Raw genomic sequence first — 19,531 nt, forward strand, 5'->3', positions numbered from 1 at the left:
CAATCCAGATAGATCAGGCGCTCATAGACCCATTTGCCGGCCCGAGGCAATTCATGCCACGCGATGGCGCGGCAGCAAATCCTTGACCTTGGCCGAACGCTGCCACTCGCGGTCGAGAATGGCGAAGTGCAATTCCTCGTCCCATTCGCCCTGAAACAGCGCGTGTTCGCGGTAATGCGCTTCCAGCCGCATGCCCAATTGCTGCATCAGCTTGATCGAATGGTGATTGCGGCCATCGCTGCGCGCAAAGACACGGTGAATGTGGAAATACTCGAAGGCCAGATCGAACATCGCGCTCACCGCCTCGGTGGCGTAGCCCTGCCCGGCATAGGTCGGATTGATGAGAAAGCGCAGCTCGCCCTGCCCCGCCGTCGCGTCGGCCCAAAGCAGCGAGACATGCCCCAGCAGCGCCCGGTCGCCCTTGCGGACCATAGCCAGCGTCAGCGTATCGCCCGGCCGCTGCAGGCTGACATGGCCACGCATGATATTGAGCGCATCAGCCACCTCGGCCGCATCGCGGGTCCGACTGAAGACATAGCGCTGCATCGAGGGCAGAGCATGATAGGCGCAAAGGCCCTCAACATCGCTGCGTTCAAAACTGCGCAGAATGAGCCGATCGGTCTCGATAGGCAAAGCGAGTGCTGACATAGAAAATTGCTCCCTGAACCGTGTGATGACCCGAAGGCACAACGCGACCGGATTCAGGGTAGTTCCTGCACTGCTCTGGAAAAATCTTCCTCATGAGCGCCAGCGGCCAAACGCTATTGCGGCGCGGTTTCCGCCCGCAAGGCCCGCCATTCCTGCCGCAGGATGGCGTAGACGAACTCCTCGTCCCAACGGCCCTTGAACAAAGCGTGTTCGCGGAAATGGGCTTCGCGCCGCATGCCGAGCCGCTCCATCAGCCGCCAGGAGGATTCGTTGCGGATGTCGCAACGGGCCGCAACCCGGTGGATGTCGCCTTGCCCGAAGGCCAGATCGAGTACCCCATTGGCCGCCTCGGTGGCGTAGCCATGGCCCTGATAATCGGGATCGAAAATCCAGCCGATCTCACCCTGCCGCGCATCGAGCTGGCGCAGGATCAGCGACACCTCGCCGATCAGCCGACCGGTCTGCTGCAGCTCGACGGCAAGGATGATCTTGTCGCCCTCGGCCGCCAGCGCCACCTGGCCGATGCGCTGCTGCACGGCCAAAGCACATTCCTCGCGGCTGAGCGCCACGTCGAACAAATAGCGCGCCACATCCTCGCGCTGCCGATAGCCATAGACGGCGTCGACATCGCCGCGCCGGAACGGGCGCAGCGACAGTCGTTCCGTTGCTATCGGATAGTTTGGATAGAGCGGCATGCCTCCCCCCGCTGCAGCGGCCGCACTTTCGCTAGTGGCGCGGCCGAAGGCAAGGGTGAGGTCGCGTTGCGCTATGCCGGAGCCCGCCCGAACACCAGCGCCGCATTGACGCCGCCGAAACCGAAGGAATTCGACAGGGCGTAATCGATGGCCTTGGGCTTGGCCGTATTGGCCACCAGATCGAACACATCGGCCGCCTCGACCGGATCATCGAGATTGATGGTCGGTGGCAGCAGGCCTTCGCGCAGCGCCTGGATGGAGATGATGGCTTCGAGCGCGCCGGCGGCGCCGAGCAGATGGCCGGTCGCCGACTTGGTGGACGACACCGCCAGATCCTTGCCGCGGCCGGGGAAGACGGCGGCGATGCCGGCGATTTCGGCGTTGTCGCCAACTTCGGTGGAGGTGGCGTGAGCATTGACATAGCCGATCTGGCTCTGGTCGACGCCGGCCATGGTCAGCGCATTGCGCATCGCTACCTGCGCACCGGCCCCATCAGGCGAACCGGCGGTCAGATGATAGGCATCGGCCGAGGTGCCATAGCCGGCCAGAACCGCCAGCGGCGTGGCGCCACGGGCATGGGCATGGCTGAGCTTTTCGATGACCAGCACCGCAGCGCCTTCGGACAGCACGAAGCCGTCATGGCCCTTGTCGAACGGGCGCGACGCCTTGTGCGGCGCATCATCATGGCTGGCGGTCAGCGCGCGCGACGCGCCAAACCCACCCAGCGAAATCGGATCGACCGAGCCTTCGGCCCCGCCAACCACCGCGACTTCAGCCTCGCCAGTCATGATCAGGCGCATGCCATCGCCAATGGCCTGGGCCGAAGCCGCGCAGGCGGTCACCGGCGTGCCGATCGGACCCCGGAAACTGTGCAGGATCGACAGCCAGCCGGCGGCCAGATTGGCGAGGAAGGACGGCACGGTGAAGGGCGAGAGCCGGCGCGGCCCCTTGGTCTGGATGATCTCGACGGCGCGCGCCATCACCGGCGAACCGCCGACGCCTGAGCCGATAATGGTGGCGGTGGCCAGTTGATCTTCCAGCGCGGTCGGGTGCCAGTTGGCCTGGTTCAGCGCTTCGGTGGCGGCACCGATGGCATACTGGATGAACAGGTCCATCTTCTTGATCTCTTTGCCGTCGATAAAATCGGCAGGATCAAAGCCATCGGGATTGGACGCCTTGGACGGCACCAGGCCGGCAATGTGGCTGACGAAGTCAGTGGTATCGAAGCGGTCATTCTGGACGATGCCGCTGCGGCCGGCGACGAGGCCGTTCCACAAGGCGGGCACGCCAACGCCGAGCGGGCTAACGGCGCCCATGCCGGTGACGACGATGGGATCGGCGGGATCTGGCTTCAGCATGGTGTTCCTGTGGGGTCGGCGCAAAGGGAGGGACTGCGCCAGAGGTAGGTGCGCCCATCCGCAGCGTCAACTGGCATGACCCCTTGCCGTTTGGTGCCTTTGCGCTTTTGCCCGCCAATGCTATAGGGCTCGGCGAAGCTGGCCAGAGGGCCAATATGCGGAATTCAGGGAGATTTTTCCGATGAGCAAGATCAAAGTCGCCAACCCGGTCGTCGATCTCGACGGCGACGAAATGACCCGGATTATCTGGCAGGCGATCAAGGACAAGCTCATCCATCCCTATCTCGACCTGCCGGTCGAGTATTACGACCTGAGCGTTGAAAGCCGCGACGCCACCAACGACCAGATCACGGTCGATGCTGCCCATGCCATCCAGAAATATGGCGTCGGCATCAAATGCGCCACCATCACCCCCGATGAGCAGCGCGTCGAGGAATTCGGCCTCAAGAAGATGTGGAAGTCGCCCAACGGCACCATCCGCAACATTCTGGGCGGCGTGATCTTCCGCGAACCCATCATCTGCAAGAACGTGCCGCGTCTGGTGCCCGGCTGGACCCAGCCGATCATCGTCGGCCGTCACGCTTTCGGCGACCAGTACCGCGCCACCGACTTCACCTTCCCCGGCAAGGGCACGCTGACGATCAAGTTCACCGGCGAAGATGGCAAGGTCATCGAGCACGAGGTGTACCAGGCGCCGGGCGCTGGCGTGGCCATGGCCATGTACAACCTCGACGATTCGATCCGCGACTTCGCCTATTCGAGCTTCAACTACGGCCTCGCCCGCGGCGTGCCGGTGTATCTCTCCACCAAGAACACCATCCTCAAGGTCTATGACGGCCGCTTCAAGGATATCTTCCAGGAGATCTACGAAGCCGAGTTCAAGGAAAAGTTCGAAGCTGCCAAGATCTGGTACGAGCACCGCCTGATCGACGACATGGTCGCTTCCGCCCTCAAGTGGTCCGGCGGCTACGTCTGGGCCTGCAAGAACTATGACGGCGACGTGCAGTCCGACATCGTGGCGCAGGGTTTTGGCTCGCTCGGCCTGATGACCTCGGTGCTGGCCACGCCCGATGGCAAGATCGTCGAATCCGAAGCCGCCCACGGCACGGTGACCCGTCACTACCGCCAGCATCAGCAGGGCAAGGAAACCTCCACCAACTCGACCGCGTCGATCTTCGCCTGGACGCGTGGCCTCGCCCACCGCGCCAAGCTGGACGACAACGAGGCGCTGGCCAAGTTTGCCCTGACTCTCGAGAAGGTCGTCGTCGACACCATCGAAGAAGGCAAGATGACCAAGGATCTGTCGCTGCTGGTCGGCCCGGATCAGCCGTGGCTGTCGACCATCGGCTTCCTCGACGCCATCGACCTGAACCTGCAGAAGGCCATGTCGGCCTAAGCCCGTCTGGCTGCCGAGAATTTAAAGGCCGGGTCCATGTGACCCGGCCTTTTTGTTTACTCCGCCCCACTCTTGCGCCAGCGCAGCAGGCCGACGAAGAACAGCCCGCCAATGACGCCGGTGAGCACGCCGATGGGCATGTCCTGCGGCGGCATCAGCGTGCGGGCGGCGATGTCGGCGAGGACGAGGAAGATGGCCCCAACCAGCGCCGAGAGCGGCAGCACCCGGCGATAGTCGCCGCCGACGCCCATGCGCACGATATGAGGGATCATCAGCCCGACAAAGGCGATGACGCCCGAGAAGGCCACGGCCGAGCCGGTCAGCAGGGCGCAGACGACAAAGACGATGAGCCGGAAGCGACCTGCCGCCAGGCCCAGCGTGGTGGCGCTTTCATCACCCAGCGTCATGGCATTGAGATCGCGGGCGCGGAACAGCAGATAGCCGCCGCACACTACCAGCGCCGCCAGCGGGAATGGCAATTGCGGCCATTGGGCGAGGCCTAGCCCGCCCAGCATCCAGAATACTACGGTATGGGCAGCGCGCGGGTCGCCGAGGAAGATGAACAGATTCCCCGCCGAGGTGATGATGAAGCTGACGGCGACCCCGGCCAGCACCAGCCGGCCGGCGCTTTGCGACCGGGTGAGATTGGACACGGCCAACACCAGGCCAGTGGCCACTAGCGCCCCGACAAAGGCGAAGAGCGGCACGGTGATCAGCCCGAGGAACATGCCGGTATGCAGCAGCACGATGATCGCCCCGAAGGCCGCGCCGGAGGAAATGCCGAGCAGATGCGGATCGGCCAGCGGATTGCGGGTCACCGATTGCAGCGCCGCACCGACCACGGCCAGACTCGCCCCGACAATGGCGCCGAGCACGATACGCGGCAGGCGCACCTCCCAGACGATATTCTCGCGGCCCGAAGTCCAGTCAGGGACGACGCTGCCCGGCATGATTTTCGAGGCGATGATGCGCCAGACGGTTTCGACGGGAATGGGCACCGCCCCTGCCCCGACCGCCACCGACATGGTGAGGATGAGCAGGAGGACCAGCCCCACGATGAGGGCTGGCATCCAGTGGATCGCCGCATGGCGGCGGCCGGTGACGAGATGGCGGTGCGACACGACCTACTCCCGGAACGCGGTGGCGAGCCGCTTGATGGCCGCGATATTGCGGGGGCCCGGCGTGGCCTCGACATATTCGAGCACCACGAAGCGGTTATTGGCGACCGCAGGAATGGCGGCGAAGGCCGGATTGGACTGCATGAAGGCGATCTTCTGCTCGGCACTCACCTCGCCATAATTGACGATGACGATGACTTCGGGATTGCGCTCGATCACCGGCTCCCAGCCGATCTCGACCCAGTTTGAGGCCACATCAGCCATGATATTGCTACCGCCCGCCGCTTCGATCAGCGCCGTGGGCATGCCATAGCGGCCAGCGGTGAAGGGCTTGTCCTCGCCCGAGTCATAGACGAACACCGATACCGGGGCCGCGAGCGCCGGCAGGCTGGCCTGGAAATCGACCAATTCCTGCTTGTAGCCGGTGACCAGCCCGGCAGCGCGATCGGCAACGTCGAAGATGGTGCCGAGATTGAGCAGGTCGGCGTAGAAATCATCCATCGACGCCTTGGGCTTCTCCATGATGTGGATGCAGCTCTCGGTGAGTTCGTAAACGGCGATACCGAACGGAGCCAAGGTCTCCGGGGTCACTTCGCCGCCGACCCGCATGCCGTAATTCCAGCCGGCGAAGAGGAAGTCGGTATCGGCGCCGAGCAGCACTTCCCGGCTCGGATATTCCGGCGCCAGTTCGGGCAATTCGGCCACGCCCTCGCGCAGGCTGGCGTCCAGCGTCTTCCAGCCGGACACGCCGGTATAGCCGACCATATGGTCGGTGAGGCCGAGCGCCAGCATCATCTCGGTGAGGTTGACGTCGTTGGAAACGGCGCGCTGCGGCGCGGCCTCAAAGGTCACGTCGCGATTGCAGCTTTGCACCGTCACGGGATAGCCGACAGCAAGGGCCGGCGTGCTGGCGGCGGCAAGCGCGGCGAAGGCAAGGACAAGACGCATCAGAGTCACTCCTGGAGCTGGTTGGGAAGGTAGAAGCTGAGCCGCGGCCGGCCGGTGGCCGGGTGGGCGTCGAGCAGGGTTTCGACGGCGAAGGCCGCGCGAATGGTGGATTGGCTGAGCACCTCGGTCGGCGCGCCGATGGCGGCGACTTGGCCGTGGTCGAGCAGCAGCACCCGATCGGCATGCGACGAGGCCAGCGCGAGATCATGCAGCGAGACGATAACGGTGCAGTCCAGCCGGCTCAGCAGCGCGAGCACTTCGAGCTGGTGGCGGATATCGAGGTGATTGGTCGGCTCGTCCAGAATCAGAAGATCAGGCTGTTGCAGTAAGGCACGGGCAATCATCACTCTTTGGCGTTCACCACCCGACAGCGTGGCCAGATCGCGCGGCGCGAGATGCGTCAGTTCCATCAGCGCCAGCACGGCCTCGACGGCTTCATAATCGCCGTGATCGGTGCCCCAACCGCCGCGATGCGGCGACAGGCCCAGCTCGACAATTTCCGCGACGGTCAGGCCAAAATCACTGGCCGGTTCCTGCAGCACGGTGGCGACACGACGCGCCACGCCCTTGGCCGGCAGCGACCAGATGTCGGCACCATCAAGCCGAACGATCCCGCTGCTTGGCCGGTGATAGCGATAGAGGCAGCGCAGCAGGCTCGATTTGCCGGCGCCATTGGGACCGACCAGCGCCAGCATTTCGCCGGCCCCGACCGTCAGCGACAGCGGGCCGATGATGGGCTGGCCATGGACCGCGCCCCAAATGAGATTATCGATGTCGAGACGGGCCGGCTGCTTGCCAGTGAAGCGCTCAGCCGAAATATCGCCGGATGCCATGGGCAACCTCCGCCAAACGGCAAAGGGGCACGGGCGATCCGAGCAGTGGGCAAGCAGCGATTTTGCAGCAACTGGTCATCATCGTCTCCCGCGGCACACCCCGGCCGGGTTGAAAGGAAATGATGACGGCAGGTCTCCTGGCTCGCGGGTCACTGCGGCGCCGGACCTTCCCAGCCTTACGGCCAGTGGTATTCCCGGTGTCGCTATCCGCTCACAGTTGCGGGGGCAGCCACGGTCTTGCGCCCTAATGGGTACGTCGCACCGTGTTCCCTTTTAATCCCATTGCCGGTGAAGGCAGCGGGAACCATCGCGGCCAGTGATGCGGGATTCGCCGGGACGTGGCAAGGTGCCTCAATTCAACCCCAATAGCTGCCAAGGGTGCAGCGGGGCTTTCGAGGGACAGTTTGGATGGGTTGGTTGCGGCGTATTCTGCTGGCTTTGCTGGTGCTGGCAGCGGCGATCTATGTGTTCAACGCCAGTTGGCGCGTCGCCCCGCGCTGCTGACCTGATCGACGGGCTGGCGGTGTGGTCGCGCAAGGGGCTGGTCGATTGTCTGGCGCAATATGTCGGGCTGGGCTGGAGCGGCTATATGCCCCCTGCCTGCCGCGACACCAAGGTGATGGTGCCGCTCAACGCCGCGCCATTCCTCTGGGGCTGGCCCAATCTGTTCCTTGAGCGCATCCGCGATGCCGGCAGCGAGGTGATCCTGCTCGGGCCCTATGCGGCCGGCGATCCCGGCACGGCCGGCATCGACACGCTGGAGCAGCTGGCCCAGCTGCCCGCCAGCTTTGCCGGCTATGTGTGGACCAACCGTATCGAAACCATCGGCCCGGCCTTCGCCGCGCGTTAGTGCCGCTTGCCGCCTATCGTGCCCATCTAGATCAGCGAAATACACCGCCTGAAATATAGTTCAGCCAGAGGCTCCCACCGCGTCGACGGACTCGGAAATGCTTTGTATGGTAGAATGTACTGCCTGAATATTTTCTCTTATTTTGGATGTTGCGATGCCGACCGGCGTCCTGCTCGCCTTTCTGGCCTATGCCATTTTTTCGCTCGCCGACGCTTTGATCAAGGGCATAGGTCCCGGCATTTCGGTGTTCGAAATCGCGTTCTTCACCACATCGTTTTCGATGGTGCCGCTGGTGTTGATCAACCGCCACGAGCGCTGGCGCGAGATGTTTCATCTCAAGCACAAATACCTGTTGCAACTGCGCTGCGTCACCGCCATCTGCGGCACCGCCTGCGTGATGTATGCCTTCACCCACATCCCCTTCGCCGATACCTATGCCATCGCCTTCATGACCCCGATGCTGGTGACCGCCCTGTCGGTTCTGGTGCTCAAGGAGCATGTGCGCCGGCTGCGCTGGGCGCTGCTGCTTGTCGGGTTTCTCGGCGTGCTGCTGGTCATCCGGCCCGGGGTCCGGGCGCTCGAGCTGGGGCATCTGGCGGCGGCGGCCGGGGTCGTATTCGGCTCAATGACCACGATCATCCTGCGCCACATCGCGCCGACCGAGCGGCGGATCAGCATCATGGGAATTTTGGCGCTCTATTCGCTGGTGTTCAATTTCGTGCTGATGCTGCCCAGCTTCGTCTGGCCCAGCTGGGAACAGCTGGCCATCTTCCTGATCATCGGCATGTTTGGCGGCATTGGCGGCATGCTGATCATCCAGGCGACCAAGGTCACCCCGGCCAATCTGATCGCCCCGGTGCAATATAGCCAGCTGATCTGGGCAATCATTCTGGGCGCCGCCTTCTATGGCGAATTCCCCGACTGGGTGGCCGTGGTCGGCATGCTCATCGTGCTGGCGGCGGGGCTGGCGAACGTCCTGACCGACAAGATGAAGATCGTCTGGAAGCCGCGGCTGTTCTTCTTCCGCACCGGGCTTTAGACCCAGAAACGAAAATCCCCGCTTTCGCGGGGATTTTTTTGTTGTCTAGAGCGCGTCGCGCACGGCGGCGATGGCCTCGGCGGCCTTGGAGCCATCCGGTCCGCCGCCCTGGGCCATGTCTGGACGACCGCCGCCGCCCTGCCCACCCAAAGCTGCCGTCGCCAGTTTGATCAGCGTGCCGGCGGCGTAGCGCGACGTCAGATCATCGGTGACGCCGATAGCCACGGTGCCCTTGCCATCGTCGCCCTTGAGCACGACGGTGACGACGCCCGAGCCGATGCGCTGCTTTTCGCTATCGACCAGGCCCTTGACGTCCTTGGCCAGGATGCCTTCGACGGTGCGGCCCACATAGGTCACCCCGTTGACCGTCTCATCGGCTGCGGCCGAGGCGCCCGAACCGGTGCCGCCACCCAGCGCCAGCTTCTTGCGGGCATCGGTCAGTTCGCGCTCGATCTTCTTGATATTATCCTGCAGTGCCCCAATCCGGTCGAGCACTTCATGGCTGCCGGAGCGCAGCAGGCCCGCCGCCGCATTGACGATGGCCACATTGTTATTGCCGCGATGGCGCGCTGCCTTGCCGGTCAGCGCCTCGATGCGGCGCACGCCGGCGCCGACAGCGCTTTCGGCGACGATGGAGACCAGCCCGATATCGCCGGTGCGGCGCACATGGGTGCCGCCGCACAATTCCACCGACCAGCCCAACCCGTTGCCGGTGGGCAGGCCCATGGCGACAACGCGCACTTCATCGCCGTATTTTTCGCCGAACAGGGCGCGCGCGCCCGATTCCTTGGCTTCCTCGACGCCCATCAGGCGGGTTTCGACCGGGGTGTTCTGCAGCACGATGGCGTTGGCGATGTCTTCCACCTGCGCCATTTCCTGCTCGGTGACCGGCTTGGTGTGGACGAAGTCGAAGCGCAGGCGATCGGCCGAAACCATCGAGCCCTTCTGGGCGACGTGATCGCCCAGCACCAGGCGCAGCGCCTCATGCAGCAGATGGGTGGCCGAGTGATTGCTGCGGATGGCGCCGCGGCGCTCCGGATCGACCAGCAGCGTCAACGGCTGGCCCAGCTTGAGGCTGCCGGCGGTGACACGAACCTTATGGGCAAAGACGCCGTGGAATTTCTGCGTGTCGATGACGGTGGCGGTGACGCCCTCGCCCTGGATCACGCCGCTATCGCCGACCTGACCGCCGCTCTCGCCATAAAACGGCGTCTGATTGAGCACGACAAAGCCTTCCTCGCCGGTGGCGAGGGCATCGACTTCCTTGCCGTCCCTGAGCAGCGCCTTGACCTCGCCTTCGGCGGTCTCGGTCTCGTAGCCGAGGAATTCGGTGGGACCGAACTTGTCGGCCAGACCATACCAAACGGTGTCGGTGGCAGCTTCGCCCGAACCCGACCAGCTCTTGCGGGCTTCCGCCTTCTGGGCGGCCATGGCGGAATCAAAGCCCGGCTGATCGACGGTAATGCCGCGCAGGCGCAATGCATCCTCGGTCAGGTCGAGCGGGAAGCCATAGGTGTCGTAGAGCTTGAAGGCGCTGGCGCCGTCGAGCACTGCGCCCTCACCCATTTCCTTGGTCTCGTCGGCCAGGATCTGCAGGCCGCGCCCCAGCGTCTTGAGGAAGCGGCCTTCTTCGAGGCGCACGGTCTCGGCGATCAGGGCTTCGCCACGGCTGAGTTCGGGATAGGCCTGGCCCATCTCGCGCACCAGCGTCGGCACCAGCTTGTAGATCACCGGTTCGTCGCTGCCGAGCAGGGTGGCGTGGCGCATGGCACGGCGCATGATGCGGCGCAGCACATAGCCTCTTCCTTCATTGGAGGGCAGCACGCCTTCGGCAATGAGGAAGCTCATCGAGCGCAAATGGTCGGCAATGACGCGCAGGCTGCGATTGCCTTCGCCATCAATATCGACCCCGGTCGCCGAAGCGGCAGCGCCGATCAGCGACTTGAACAGGTCGATATCGTAATTGTTGTGGACGCCCTGCATCACCGCAGCGACGCGTTCGAGGCCCATGCCGGTATCAATGGACGGATGCGGCAAGGCGCTGCGCGACCCATCACCCTGCTGCTCATACTGCATGAACACCAGGTTCCAGATCTCGATCCAGCGGTCGCCGTCTTCCTCGGGCGAGCCCGGCGGGCCGCCCCAGACCTTGTCGCCATGGTCGTAGAAGATTTCCGAGCACGGACCGCAGGGGCCGGTATCGCCCATCTGCCAGAAATTTGACTTGGCGCCGAGCCGCACAATGCGATCCTCGGACAGGCCGGCAATCTTCTTCCACAGCTCCATCGCCTCGTCATCGTCCTCGTAGACGGTGACCATAAGCTTGTCCTTGGGCAGGCCCCAATCCTTGGTCAGCAGGTCCCAGGCCAGTTCGATGGCCCGATCCTTGAAATAATCGCCAAAGGAGAAATTGCCGAGCATCTCGAAAAAGGTGTGGTGCCGCGCGGTGAAGCCGACATTGTCGAGATCATTGTGTTTGCCGCCGGCGCGGACGCATTTCTGCGCCGTGGTGGCCCGCGAATAGGGGCGCTTCTCGACGCCGGTAAAGGTGTTCTTGAACTGCACCATGCCCGAATTGGTGAACATCAGCGTCGGATCGTTACGCGGCACCAGCGGACTCGACGCCACGGCCTCGTGACCATTGCGGGCAAAGTAGTCGACAAAGCTCGAACGGAGGGCGTTTACGCTGGTCATCTGGAGACTTTCACTCGGGAGTTGGCGCGATGGCGCCGCAGAAAAGGTCGGCAGCTTTCTATCGTGCGGCCAACAGGAATGTCCAGCATTGCTGCCCTATTAGGGCTTGCCGGCAACAAAAAGAGGCACCGCTTGCGCGATGCCTCGAAAAATCCCTGCATGGGAAGGTCGTCTTATTCGCCGTCATCCGCCGCGTCGTCACCACCGGATACCAGCAGCACTTCGCCCAGCAGACCCGAGCTTTCGCGCACGCCACGCTCAATGGTGGCCGCTGCTTCCGGATTATCCTTGAGGAACTGGCGCGCATTCTCGCGGCCCTGTCCCAGACGCTGGCTGTCCCAGGAGAACCAGGCGCCGGACTTTTCAATAATGCCCGCCTTGACGCCCAGATCGAGCAATTCGCCGGTCTTGGAAATGCCTTCGCCATACATGATGTCGAACTCGACCTGACGGAATGGCGGGGCCAGTTTGTTCTTGACCACTTTGACACGGGTCTGGTTGCCGACGATTTCCTCGCGGTCCTTGAGGGCGCCGATACGGCGGATATCAAGGCGTACCGAAGCGTAGAACTTGAGCGCGTTGCCGCCGGTCGTGGTTTCGGGCGAACCATACATCACGCCGATCTTCATGCGGATCTGGTTGATGAAGATGACCAGGCATTTCGACTTGGAGATCGACGAGGTCAGCTTGCGCATGGCCTGGCTCATCAGGCGAGCCTGCAGGCCCGGCAGCGAGTCGCCCATTTCGCCTTCGAGTTCGGCGCGCGGGGTGAGCGCAGCGACCGAATCGATCACCAGCACGTCGATGGCACCGGAGCGCACCAGCGTATCGGTGATTTCGAGCGCCTGCTCGCCGGTATCGGGCTGGGAGATCAGCAGATCATCGACGCTGACGCCGAGCTTGCGGGCATAAATCGGATCGAGCGCATGTTCGGCGTCGACAAAGGCGCAGATGCCGCCGGATTTCTGGGCTTCGGCGATGACATGCAGCGCCAGCGTGGTCTTGCCCGAGCTTTCCGGCCCGAAGATTTCCACGACTCGCCCCTTGGGCAGGCCGCCAATGCCCAGGGCGATGTCGAGACCGAGCGAGCCAGTGGAGATTGCCTCCACTTCGATCGCCGACGCCTCACCCAGGCGCATGATTGAGCCCTTGCCGAAATTGCGCTCAATCTGGCTGAGCGCCGCAGCAAGTGCCTTGTCCTTATCCATCGATCCACCTTCAACTACACGAAGCGACGCGTTCGCCATCTATTCTCTCCTTATTCCACGCTCTTGGAGGCTGCGCAACGCGCGGGCACCGCAGGTGGTCATGCATTGAATGTACGCTATTTGTTCTCATCTTGTTCTTGTGCTGTCAAGGGACAAAATGAGAACATCGGCATCTGGCCACAGAATCGCCCGGCCCTGGCGACAGTCTATGCCGGACCGCCCCGTCAGGCCCGCGCACAATAAGTATGATTTTTGACTTGCCTGACCGTTCCATGTTGCGCTTTATGCCAGCGATCGCGCCATAAGGGCCTAGCGAAGGAGCCGCGCCATGAATTTGATCCAGTTTTTTGATCCAAACGGCGAACGCGCCGTGGGCGCGGTGCAGGACGGGGTGGCCCGCGTCGTTACTGGCGCCACCAGTGTCTACGCGCTGGCCAGCGCAGCCCTCGCCCGCAATATCGGGCTGGGGGCGCTGGTCGCCGAACAGGGGCTTGGCGAGACCGTGGACCGCACCGCCATCCTGGCCGAAGGCCGCATGCTGGCGCCGGTCGACCATCCCGATCCAGCCCATCTCTATCTGACCGGCACCGGCCTCACCCATCTCGGCTCGGCCGCCACGCGCGACGCCATGCACCAGTCCAGCGGCGCCAAAGCCGAAGAGACCCTCACCGACTCGATGAAGATGTTCCGCATGGGCGTCGAAGGCGGCAAGCCGGCCAACGGCCTCAAGGGCGTACAGCCGGAGTGGTTCTACAAGGGCAATGGCTATTCGGTGGTCAATCCGGGCCATCCGATTCCCTCGCCCGGCTTTGCCCTCGACGCCGGCGAGGAGCCGGAAATCGCCGGCATCTATCTCATCGACCAGAACGGCCAGCCGCGCCGGCTGGGCTTTGCCCTGGCCAATGAGTTTTCCGATCACGTGACCGAGCGGATCAACTACCTGTTCCTGGCCCATTCCAAGCTGCGCGCCTGCGCCTTTGGGCCGGAATTGCGGGTCGGCGATCTGCCGGCGCATATCGAAGGCAAGTCGCGCATCTGGCGTGACGGCAAGCTGCTGTGGGAAAAGCCGTTCCTGTCGGGTGAGGATAATATGAGCCACACCATCGCCAATCTGGAATATCACCACTTCAAATATGAGCTGTTCCGCAATCCGGGCGATATTCACGTCCACATGTTCGGCACTGCCACGCTGAGCTTTGCCGACGGCATCAGTACCCAGCCCAACGACATCTTCGAGATCGAAGAGCCCCAGTTCGGCGCGCCGCTGCGCAATGCGGTGCGGGTGGAAACCGAGCATCCGGTAATCGTCGGCAACATCTATTGATCTTGCTGCCACGCCACTAACATGTCAGTTATCCCTCCGCTTGGCGGAGGGATAATATGGCGCGCTGTTTCGAGAAACGCCGGATCGGTCAGACCGATCTGGAGGTGACCACGCTAGGGCTGGGCGGCGCGTCGCTCGCCGGAAACTATACCTCCGTTCCTGCCGATCAGGCCCGTGCAACGATAGCGCACGCGCTGGATGCGGGGATAAATCATTTCGATACCTCCCCCCATTACGGCTTTGGCCGCTCCGAGCATTTATTTGGCGACGTGCTGCGCGAAAGACGCGCTGGCGCGGTGCTGTCCAGCAAGGTCGGCCGCTTGCTGCGGCCCGTGCATGGCACAGCCTGGTCGCGCGACGAATGGATCGATCCGCTGCCGTTCCGGGAGGTCTATGACTATTCCTATGACGGGGTGATGCGCTCCTTCGAGGACAGCCTGCAGCGGCTCGGCGTCGACGCCATCGACATTCTCTATGTGCATGACATTGGCGAAGCCACCCATGGCGTCGAGGGCAACAAGCCGCATTGGGCACAACTGGCCAATGGCGGTTATCGGGCACTGCGCGAATTGCGCGACAGTGGCCTGATCAAGGCCATCGGGCTGGGCGTCAATGAATGGCAAGTACTGATGGACGCCTTTGCGCTGGGCGACTGGGACGTGTTCCTGCTCGCCGGTCGCTATACGCTGCTGGAGCAGACCTCGCTCGAGCCGTTCATGAGCACCTGCCTGCAACGCGGCGCCTCGGTGGTGGTCGGCGGGCCGTTCAATTCGGGCATTCTGGTGGGCGGCGATACCTTCAACTATGCCAAGGCCCCCGACGAGATCGTCGCCAAGGTCAAAGCCATCACCGCGGTCTGCCAGGAGTTTGGTGTGCCGCTGCCCGCCGCGGCGCTGCAATTCCCGCCGACTCATCCGGCGGTGTGCAATGTGCTGCCCGGGCCGCGCTCGCCGGCCGAGCTGGATGGCATTTTGGCGTGGTGGGACGTCAAGGTGCCGAACGAGTTGTGGACCGCGCTGGCGGCCAAGGGCCTGCTGGCGTCCGGCACGCCGATCCCCGGCGGCAGTGCTTGACCATATCTTAGGTCGCGCCTACCATAACCGGACGGTTGTGAAACCTGAAAGTTATTGCCATGCCGACGCCTGCCAATCTTGATGCCACCTTCCAGGCGCTCGCCGATCCGACGCGGCGGGCCATTCTGGCGCGGCTGGCGCAGGGCGAGGCTTCGGTAATGGAACTGGCCGAACCCTTCGCCATGAGCCAGCCGGCGATTTCCAAGCATCTCAAGGTGCTGGAGCATGCCGGGCTGATTTCGCGCAGCCGCGACGCCCAGCGTCGTCCCTGCAAGCTGGAGGCCGCGCCACTGGCCGAGGCGACCGGCTGGCTGATCGAATATCGCAAATTCTGGGAGACGCGGTTCGAGAGCCTCGATAATTTGCTCGATGAGCTGAAGCAACTTGAGGCCATGGCCGGCAATAATAACTGAGGAGACGACGCGATGGGCTTTGCTGGACCCCTGACCGTAACCACGCCAAGCGATACGCAGATCGTCATCACCAGACAGTTTGATGCACCCCGCCATCTGGTGTTTGCCTGCTATACCCAGCCGGCGTTGATACGGCGCTGGCTCAATGGCGCCGAAGGCTGGATCATGACGGTGTGCGAGTTTGAGGCCAAAGTCGGCGGCAAATATCGCTACGAGTGGAAAGCCCCCAGCGACTATGTGATGGCCATGAGCGGCGTGGTCCGCGAGATCGAGCCAGTGTCCCGCGTGGTCAGCGCCGAACTGTTCGAGGATGACTGGACCGGCGGCGAGACGATATCGACACTGACCCTCGCCGAGGAGGGTGAGCGGACGGAACTGGTCAACACCATCACCTATTCGAGCAAGGCAGCGCGCGACGGGGCGCTGGCGACGCCGATGGCCGAGGGCATGGAGTTTGGGTATTCCAAGCTGGATGCGGTGTTGGCGGAACTGGTGGGCTAGGCACTTCTGCACCTATTTAAAACGCGGTGTCATCCCGGCCTTGAGCCGGGATCCATCTCGAGATCTCAGGATGGGCCCCGGCCCAAGGCCGGGGTGACATCGTGGATGGGTGATGGCGACGTTCCCACACACTGCACCAAGGCCCCCTCACCCGGCGCTGCGCGCCGACCTCTCCCCCAGAGGGAGAGGTGAAGGAGACTTAGTTCAAATCCAGAGCATAGGGCTTGAGCAGGTCTAGGGGGATAAGTCCGAGCACGGCTTGATTGGTGGCGCGGAGGAAGACGCGCGGGGCCTGGCTGGCCATATGGGCCTGCAACCAGCGCTGGGCCACGAGGCACCAGCGATTGCCCTCTACCAGCCCGGAGAAGGCGTATTGCGGCATCGGCGTCGACAGATCATTGCCGACCGATTTGGAATAGGCCAGGAACGCCGCGCTGGCCTCGATGCAGACCAGATGATTGGCGGCACCGTCCGGTCCGGCGGCGCAATAGCCGGTGCGGAAAAACCCGGTCAGCGGGTCGCTGGAACAGGGCTGCAGCGGCTCGCCGAGCACATTGAACTCGCCCGGCCCCTCAAAGCGCCCATGGACGTTCACTGGGGATCGCTCTTGCCGACCATCTGCAGCACTTCCTTGACCTTGGTGTTGATCTGGTCGAGCGAATACGGCTTGGGCAGGAATTCGACGCTCTGGTCGTCCTCGATGTCGCGGCGGACGCTTTCCTCGGCATAGCCGGAGACGAAGATCACCTTGAGATCGGGCATGGTCTGGCGCAGATGCTTGAGCAGCGTTGGGCCGTCCATTTCCGGCATCACCACGTCGGAGATCATCAGGTCGATCTTGTAGTCGAGCTCTTCCAGCACTTCGAGCGCTTCCTCGCCGCCATCGGCCTCGAACACCTCATAGCCGGTGGCGCGCAGCGCCTGGGCCGAGAAGGCGCGCACGCTTTCCTCGTCTTCGACCAAGAGGATCCGTTCGTGACCGGTGAGGTCGCGGGCCGGGGCCGCAGCGGCCTTGGCCTGCACTTCGCTGGCCAGTTGCACATGGCGCGGCAGGAAAATCTTGAAGGTGGTGCCGACGCCCACCACCGAGACCGGGTAGATATAGCCCTCGGTCTGCTTGACGATGCCATAGACCGTGGAGAGGCCGAGGCCGGTGCCCTTGCCCAATTCCTTGGTGGTGAAGAACGGCTCGAAAATCTTCTGGATCACCTCCTGGCTCATGCCGGTGCCGGTGTCCTGCACTTCGATCAGCACATAATCGGCCGGGGCCATGCCGTCAAAATTCAGCCGCTCGGTCTCGGAGCGCTCGACATTGGCGGTGCGCAGGGTGATGGAGCCGCCATTGTCCATGGCGTCGCGGGCGTTGACCACCAGATTGATGATCACCTGTTCGAGCTGCACCACGTCGGCGCGCACCGGCCAGATATTGCGGCCATGCTCGACGCTGAGCGTGTTCTTTTCGCCGATCATGCGCTTAAGCAGCACGGTCAAATCATCGACGATCAGCGGCAGTTCCAGCACTTGCGGGCGCAGGGTCTGGCGGCGCGAGAAGGCCAGCAGCTGGCGGGTGAGGCCGGCAGCGCGATTGGCGTTCTGCTTGATCTGCATCAGCTCGCTGAACGAGGGATCGCCCGGCTTGTGCTTGAGCAGCAGCAGGTCGGAAAAGCCGATAATGGCCGTCAGCAGATTGTTGAAGTCATGCGCCACCCCGCCGGCCAGCTGGCCCACGGCCTGCATTTTCTGGCTCTGGGCAAACTGCGCCTCAAGCTTGCGCTGATCGGTCATGTCGAGGGCATAGACATTGACCTGCTCGGGCGAGCCAGCGCTCATTTCGGAGGCCGACAGATAGAGCCGCACGGCATAATCGCCCTCGGCGCTGAGCAGCGCATCGACCGGCTCGACTTCGGAGCGATGCCCGGTGGCATCGGCAATGGCGCGAGCGAATTTCTCGCGGCTGCCTTCGCCGATCAGCTCGCTCAGCGGCTGCAATTCGAGGCTTTTCTCTTCGCCCGCCCATTTGAAGATACGGCCAAACGGGGCGTTGGTGCGGATGATGCGCCCTTCCGCATCCAGCGTGGCGATGGCGAAGGGGGTGTCGTTGAAGAAGCGCGAGAAGCGCACTTCGGCGGCGCGCAGCTCTTCTTCGGTGTCGGGCGCATTGGATTTATCGAGCACCAGCGTGCGCGTCTCGCCCAGTTCGCCATCGGCGAGGCGGGCGGCGCGGTGCAGCAGGCGCACCGGGAAGGTCGTGCCATTGCGGCGCACCAGATCGATATCGATGATCTCGGTGCGGATTTCGCCGTCGCTGCGCCCGCGCATCAGCAGCGTCGCGCCATCGCCGCGGATCAGCTCGGACAGGCTAAGATTGCCGGCATTGAACTCGGCCAGGTCATAGCCGAGCCAATCGGTCAGGGTGGAGTTCAGATACTGGATCTGCCCCTGCGCATCGGCCGAGAAGAAACCAGCCGGCGAATGATCGAGATAATCGATGGCGCGCTGCAGGTCGCGGAAGGCGCTTTCATTATTGTCGCGGTCGCGGGTGATATCCTCCACCGACCAGATCACCAGCGGCTTGGTGGTTTCATCGGATTCCGGCAGCGGGCGCACGCCGACGCGATACCAGAACGGCTTGGCGCTATCGGCCAGCGAGCCGCCCAGCCCGCCGACAATGCGAATATCCTCCACCGCCGCGCGGCCATCCTTGGCGGCGCGCGACAGGCGGTAAATGCCCTCACTGGCATCGGCCTGGCCGGCAAACAGCCGCGGCACGCCGACCGGCAACCCGCTGCTCACCGCGCCGGCAAAGCTGCCATAATGCGAATTGACGTAGGAAATCTTGCCATCGCGATCCGACACCACCGCGCCAAAGGGCAGGCTATCGACCACGGCATTGGAAATGGTGCGCCGCTCTTCGCCATTGGCGAAGCGGAACAAGCCCGCCGCCAGCCCGAACAGGCAGAACACGCCGACCACCGCCAGCACGCCGACAAAGGTCATGATCAGGTCGGCTGGAATATGGTCGCTGAAGAAGGAAACCGCGACCGCAATGCCCACCAGCACCAGGCCAAGCAGGACCACGCGCCACAGCCCGGCGCCGCCGCGCCCTGCGGCCACGAGCGGGTCGGGGTAATTGTCCTCGCCGAGCGGCGTCGTTGCCATGGGTCTAATTGCTCCGTAGCCGGTGAGTCGGGCCGAATCAGGCGCTACACCAAGGTCTAGCAAATGACCCGGCACAGCGGGAGGGCGAACACGCTTTTCAACACGGATGGCAGCAGACGTGCCAAAGCGCCGCCTGTGTGCGGTTTTCGAGCGATGATGGCGAGGCGATTGCCTCCATGGATAGTTAGATAGTGAGACAGCCGCCTCGCCACCATGTCGGGATTTTCGCAGGTTGGTTCAGGTACGCCAATGTTGCAGGCGTAGCTGCCGGTTT

17 protein-coding genes and 1 riboswitch are annotated in these 19,531 nt (G+C 63.4%); of the genes, 7 read left to right on the plus strand and 10 right to left on the minus strand.

Going from position 1 to position 19,531, the window contains the following annotated elements; genetic code table 11:
• Nucleotides 1-51 precede the first annotated feature (51 nt).
• The 3 genes from ACX3OZ_RS02155 to fabF all read right to left on the minus strand — a co-directional run bounded on the left by ACX3OZ_RS02155 (nt 52) and on the right by fabF (nt 2,701).
• Nucleotides 52-648, minus strand: a complete 597-nt coding sequence (locus ACX3OZ_RS02155; protein ID WP_459095074.1) for a GNAT family N-acetyltransferase — start codon at nt 646-648, stop codon at nt 52-54.
• A 113-nt stretch (nt 649-761) separates the two neighbouring features.
• On the minus strand, nt 762-1,343 hold the full coding sequence (locus ACX3OZ_RS02160) for a GNAT family N-acetyltransferase (RefSeq protein WP_459095073.1): 582 nt from the start codon (nt 1,341-1,343) through the stop codon (nt 762-764).
• Between the two features lie 71 nt (nt 1,344-1,414).
• Complete coding sequence (fabF, locus tag ACX3OZ_RS02165; protein ID WP_459095072.1) at nt 1,415-2,701, minus strand: beta-ketoacyl-ACP synthase II; 1,287 nt, start codon at nt 2,699-2,701, stop codon at nt 1,415-1,417.
• Between the two features lie 181 nt (nt 2,702-2,882).
• On the opposite strand from fabF, the gene ACX3OZ_RS02170 reads away from it, so the two are divergent.
• Nucleotides 2,883-4,097, plus strand: coding sequence for an NADP-dependent isocitrate dehydrogenase (locus ACX3OZ_RS02170; RefSeq protein ID WP_459095071.1), 1,215 nt, complete (start codon nt 2,883-2,885; stop codon nt 4,095-4,097).
• 56 nt (nt 4,098-4,153) lie between these two features.
• On the opposite strand, the gene ACX3OZ_RS02175 is transcribed toward ACX3OZ_RS02170, so the two are convergent.
• From ACX3OZ_RS02175 to ACX3OZ_RS02185, 3 genes are read right to left on the minus strand one after another with little or no spacing between them, the layout of a single operon-like run.
• Nucleotides 4,154-5,167 (minus strand): FecCD family ABC transporter permease, encoded by a 1,014-nt coding sequence (locus ACX3OZ_RS02175; protein ID WP_459095468.1) that lies wholly within the window; start codon nt 5,165-5,167, stop codon nt 4,154-4,156.
• Between the two features lie 54 nt (nt 5,168-5,221).
• Nucleotides 5,222-6,163 (minus strand): ABC transporter substrate-binding protein, encoded by a 942-nt coding sequence (locus tag ACX3OZ_RS02180; RefSeq protein ID WP_459095070.1) that lies wholly within the window; start codon nt 6,161-6,163, stop codon nt 5,222-5,224.
• A gap of 5 nt (nt 6,164-6,168) precedes the next feature.
• The gene (locus tag ACX3OZ_RS02185) at nt 6,169-6,996 is read right to left on the minus strand and encodes an ABC transporter ATP-binding protein (RefSeq protein WP_459095069.1); all 828 of its coding nucleotides are present in this window, start codon (nt 6,994-6,996) and stop codon (nt 6,169-6,171) included.
• 110 nt (nt 6,997-7,106) lie between these two features.
• A riboswitch (cobalamin riboswitch) is annotated at nt 7,107-7,320 on the minus strand.
• A 139-nt stretch (nt 7,321-7,459) separates the two neighbouring features.
• Between ACX3OZ_RS02185 and ACX3OZ_RS02190 the strand changes: the two genes are divergently transcribed.
• Together ACX3OZ_RS02190 and ACX3OZ_RS02195 are read left to right on the plus strand one after the other, a co-directional pair.
• A complete protein-coding gene (locus ACX3OZ_RS02190; protein WP_459095068.1) occupies nt 7,460-7,846 on the plus strand; it encodes a PI-PLC domain-containing protein in 387 nt (128 codons plus the stop codon).
• Between the two features lie 154 nt (nt 7,847-8,000).
• Nucleotides 8,001-8,885: a DMT family transporter gene (locus ACX3OZ_RS02195; protein ID WP_459095067.1), complete on the plus strand. Its 885-nt coding sequence runs from the start codon at nt 8,001-8,003 to the stop codon at nt 8,883-8,885.
• A gap of 45 nt (nt 8,886-8,930) precedes the next feature.
• On the opposite strand, the gene alaS is transcribed toward ACX3OZ_RS02195, so the two are convergent.
• Both alaS and recA read right to left on the minus strand, forming a co-directional pair.
• Nucleotides 8,931-11,579, minus strand: coding sequence for an alanine--tRNA ligase (gene alaS / locus ACX3OZ_RS02200; RefSeq protein ID WP_459095066.1), 2,649 nt, complete (start codon nt 11,577-11,579; stop codon nt 8,931-8,933).
• A 173-nt stretch (nt 11,580-11,752) separates the two neighbouring features.
• Entirely contained in the window at nt 11,753-12,826 is a 1,074-nt protein-coding gene (gene recA, locus ACX3OZ_RS02205) for a recombinase RecA (protein WP_459095065.1), read from the minus strand.
• 289 nt (nt 12,827-13,115) lie between these two features.
• Here recA and araD1 point away from each other — a divergent pair, with 289 nt between their 5' ends.
• From araD1 to ACX3OZ_RS02225, 4 genes are read left to right on the plus strand one after another with little or no spacing between them, the layout of a single operon-like run.
• Nucleotides 13,116-14,111 carry an AraD1 family protein gene (araD1, locus tag ACX3OZ_RS02210; RefSeq protein WP_459095064.1) on the plus strand — a complete coding sequence of 332 codons (996 nt, stop codon included), beginning with the start codon at nt 13,116-13,118 and terminating at the stop codon, nt 14,109-14,111.
• A 56-nt stretch (nt 14,112-14,167) separates the two neighbouring features.
• On the plus strand, nt 14,168-15,184 hold the full coding sequence (locus ACX3OZ_RS02215) for an aldo/keto reductase (RefSeq protein WP_459103739.1): 1,017 nt from the start codon (nt 14,168-14,170) through the stop codon (nt 15,182-15,184).
• A gap of 59 nt (nt 15,185-15,243) precedes the next feature.
• On the plus strand, nt 15,244-15,597 hold the full coding sequence (locus ACX3OZ_RS02220; RefSeq protein WP_459095062.1) for an ArsR/SmtB family transcription factor: 354 nt from the start codon (nt 15,244-15,246) through the stop codon (nt 15,595-15,597).
• Nucleotides 15,598-15,609: 12 nt separating this feature from the next.
• Complete coding sequence (locus tag ACX3OZ_RS02225) at nt 15,610-16,098, plus strand: SRPBCC family protein (protein ID WP_459095061.1); 489 nt, start codon at nt 15,610-15,612, stop codon at nt 16,096-16,098.
• Between the two features lie 199 nt (nt 16,099-16,297).
• On the opposite strand, the gene ACX3OZ_RS02230 is transcribed toward ACX3OZ_RS02225, so the two are convergent.
• A complete protein-coding gene (locus ACX3OZ_RS02230; RefSeq protein ID WP_459095060.1) occupies nt 16,298-16,693 on the minus strand; it encodes a DUF2237 family protein in 396 nt (131 codons plus the stop codon).
• A complete protein-coding gene (gene cckA / locus ACX3OZ_RS02235) occupies nt 16,690-19,257 on the minus strand; it encodes a cell cycle histidine kinase CckA (RefSeq protein WP_459095059.1) in 2,568 nt (855 codons plus the stop codon). The genes ACX3OZ_RS02230 and cckA overlap by 4 nt, the downstream gene beginning before the upstream one ends.
• Nucleotides 19,258-19,531 lie beyond the last annotated feature (274 nt).

The organism is Devosia sp. A369, assembly GCF_054489345.1.

Bases quoted from the DNA above. Each gene is read 5' to 3' on its own strand.
- recA (WP_459095065.1), bottom strand. From the start codon at position 12,826: ATGGCGAACGCGTCGCTTCGTGTAGTTGAAGGTGGATCGATGGATAAG.
- fabF (WP_459095072.1), bottom strand. From the start codon at position 2,701: ATGCTGAAGCCAGATCCCGCCGATCCCATCGTCGTCACCGGCATGGGC.
- ACX3OZ_RS02195 (WP_459095067.1), top strand. From the start codon at position 8,001: ATGCCGACCGGCGTCCTGCTCGCCTTTCTGGCCTATGCCATTTTTTCG.
- ACX3OZ_RS02170 (WP_459095071.1), top strand. From the start codon at position 2,883: ATGAGCAAGATCAAAGTCGCCAACCCGGTCGTCGATCTCGACGGCGAC.
- ACX3OZ_RS02155 (WP_459095074.1), bottom strand. From the start codon at position 648: ATGTCAGCACTCGCTTTGCCTATCGAGACCGATCGGCTCATTCTGCGC.
- ACX3OZ_RS02175 (WP_459095468.1), bottom strand. From the start codon at position 5,167: ATGCCAGCCCTCATCGTGGGGCTGGTCCTCCTGCTCATCCTCACCATG.
- cckA (WP_459095059.1), bottom strand. From the start codon at position 19,257: ATGGCAACGACGCCGCTCGGCGAGGACAATTACCCCGACCCGCTCGTG.
- ACX3OZ_RS02215 (WP_459103739.1), top strand. From the start codon at position 14,168: ATGGCGCGCTGTTTCGAGAAACGCCGGATCGGTCAGACCGATCTGGAG.
- ACX3OZ_RS02180 (WP_459095070.1), bottom strand. From the start codon at position 6,163: ATGCGTCTTGTCCTTGCCTTCGCCGCGCTTGCCGCCGCCAGCACGCCG.
- ACX3OZ_RS02220 (WP_459095062.1), top strand. From the start codon at position 15,244: ATGCCGACGCCTGCCAATCTTGATGCCACCTTCCAGGCGCTCGCCGAT.
- ACX3OZ_RS02225 (WP_459095061.1), top strand. From the start codon at position 15,610: ATGGGCTTTGCTGGACCCCTGACCGTAACCACGCCAAGCGATACGCAG.
- ACX3OZ_RS02185 (WP_459095069.1), bottom strand. From the start codon at position 6,996: ATGGCATCCGGCGATATTTCGGCTGAGCGCTTCACTGGCAAGCAGCCG.
- ACX3OZ_RS02190 (WP_459095068.1), top strand. From the start codon at position 7,460: ATGTGTTCAACGCCAGTTGGCGCGTCGCCCCGCGCTGCTGACCTGATC.
- araD1 (WP_459095064.1), top strand. From the start codon at position 13,116: ATGAATTTGATCCAGTTTTTTGATCCAAACGGCGAACGCGCCGTGGGC.
- alaS (WP_459095066.1), bottom strand. From the start codon at position 11,579: ATGACCAGCGTAAACGCCCTCCGTTCGAGCTTTGTCGACTACTTTGCC.
- ACX3OZ_RS02160 (WP_459095073.1), bottom strand. From the start codon at position 1,343: ATGCCGCTCTATCCAAACTATCCGATAGCAACGGAACGACTGTCGCTG.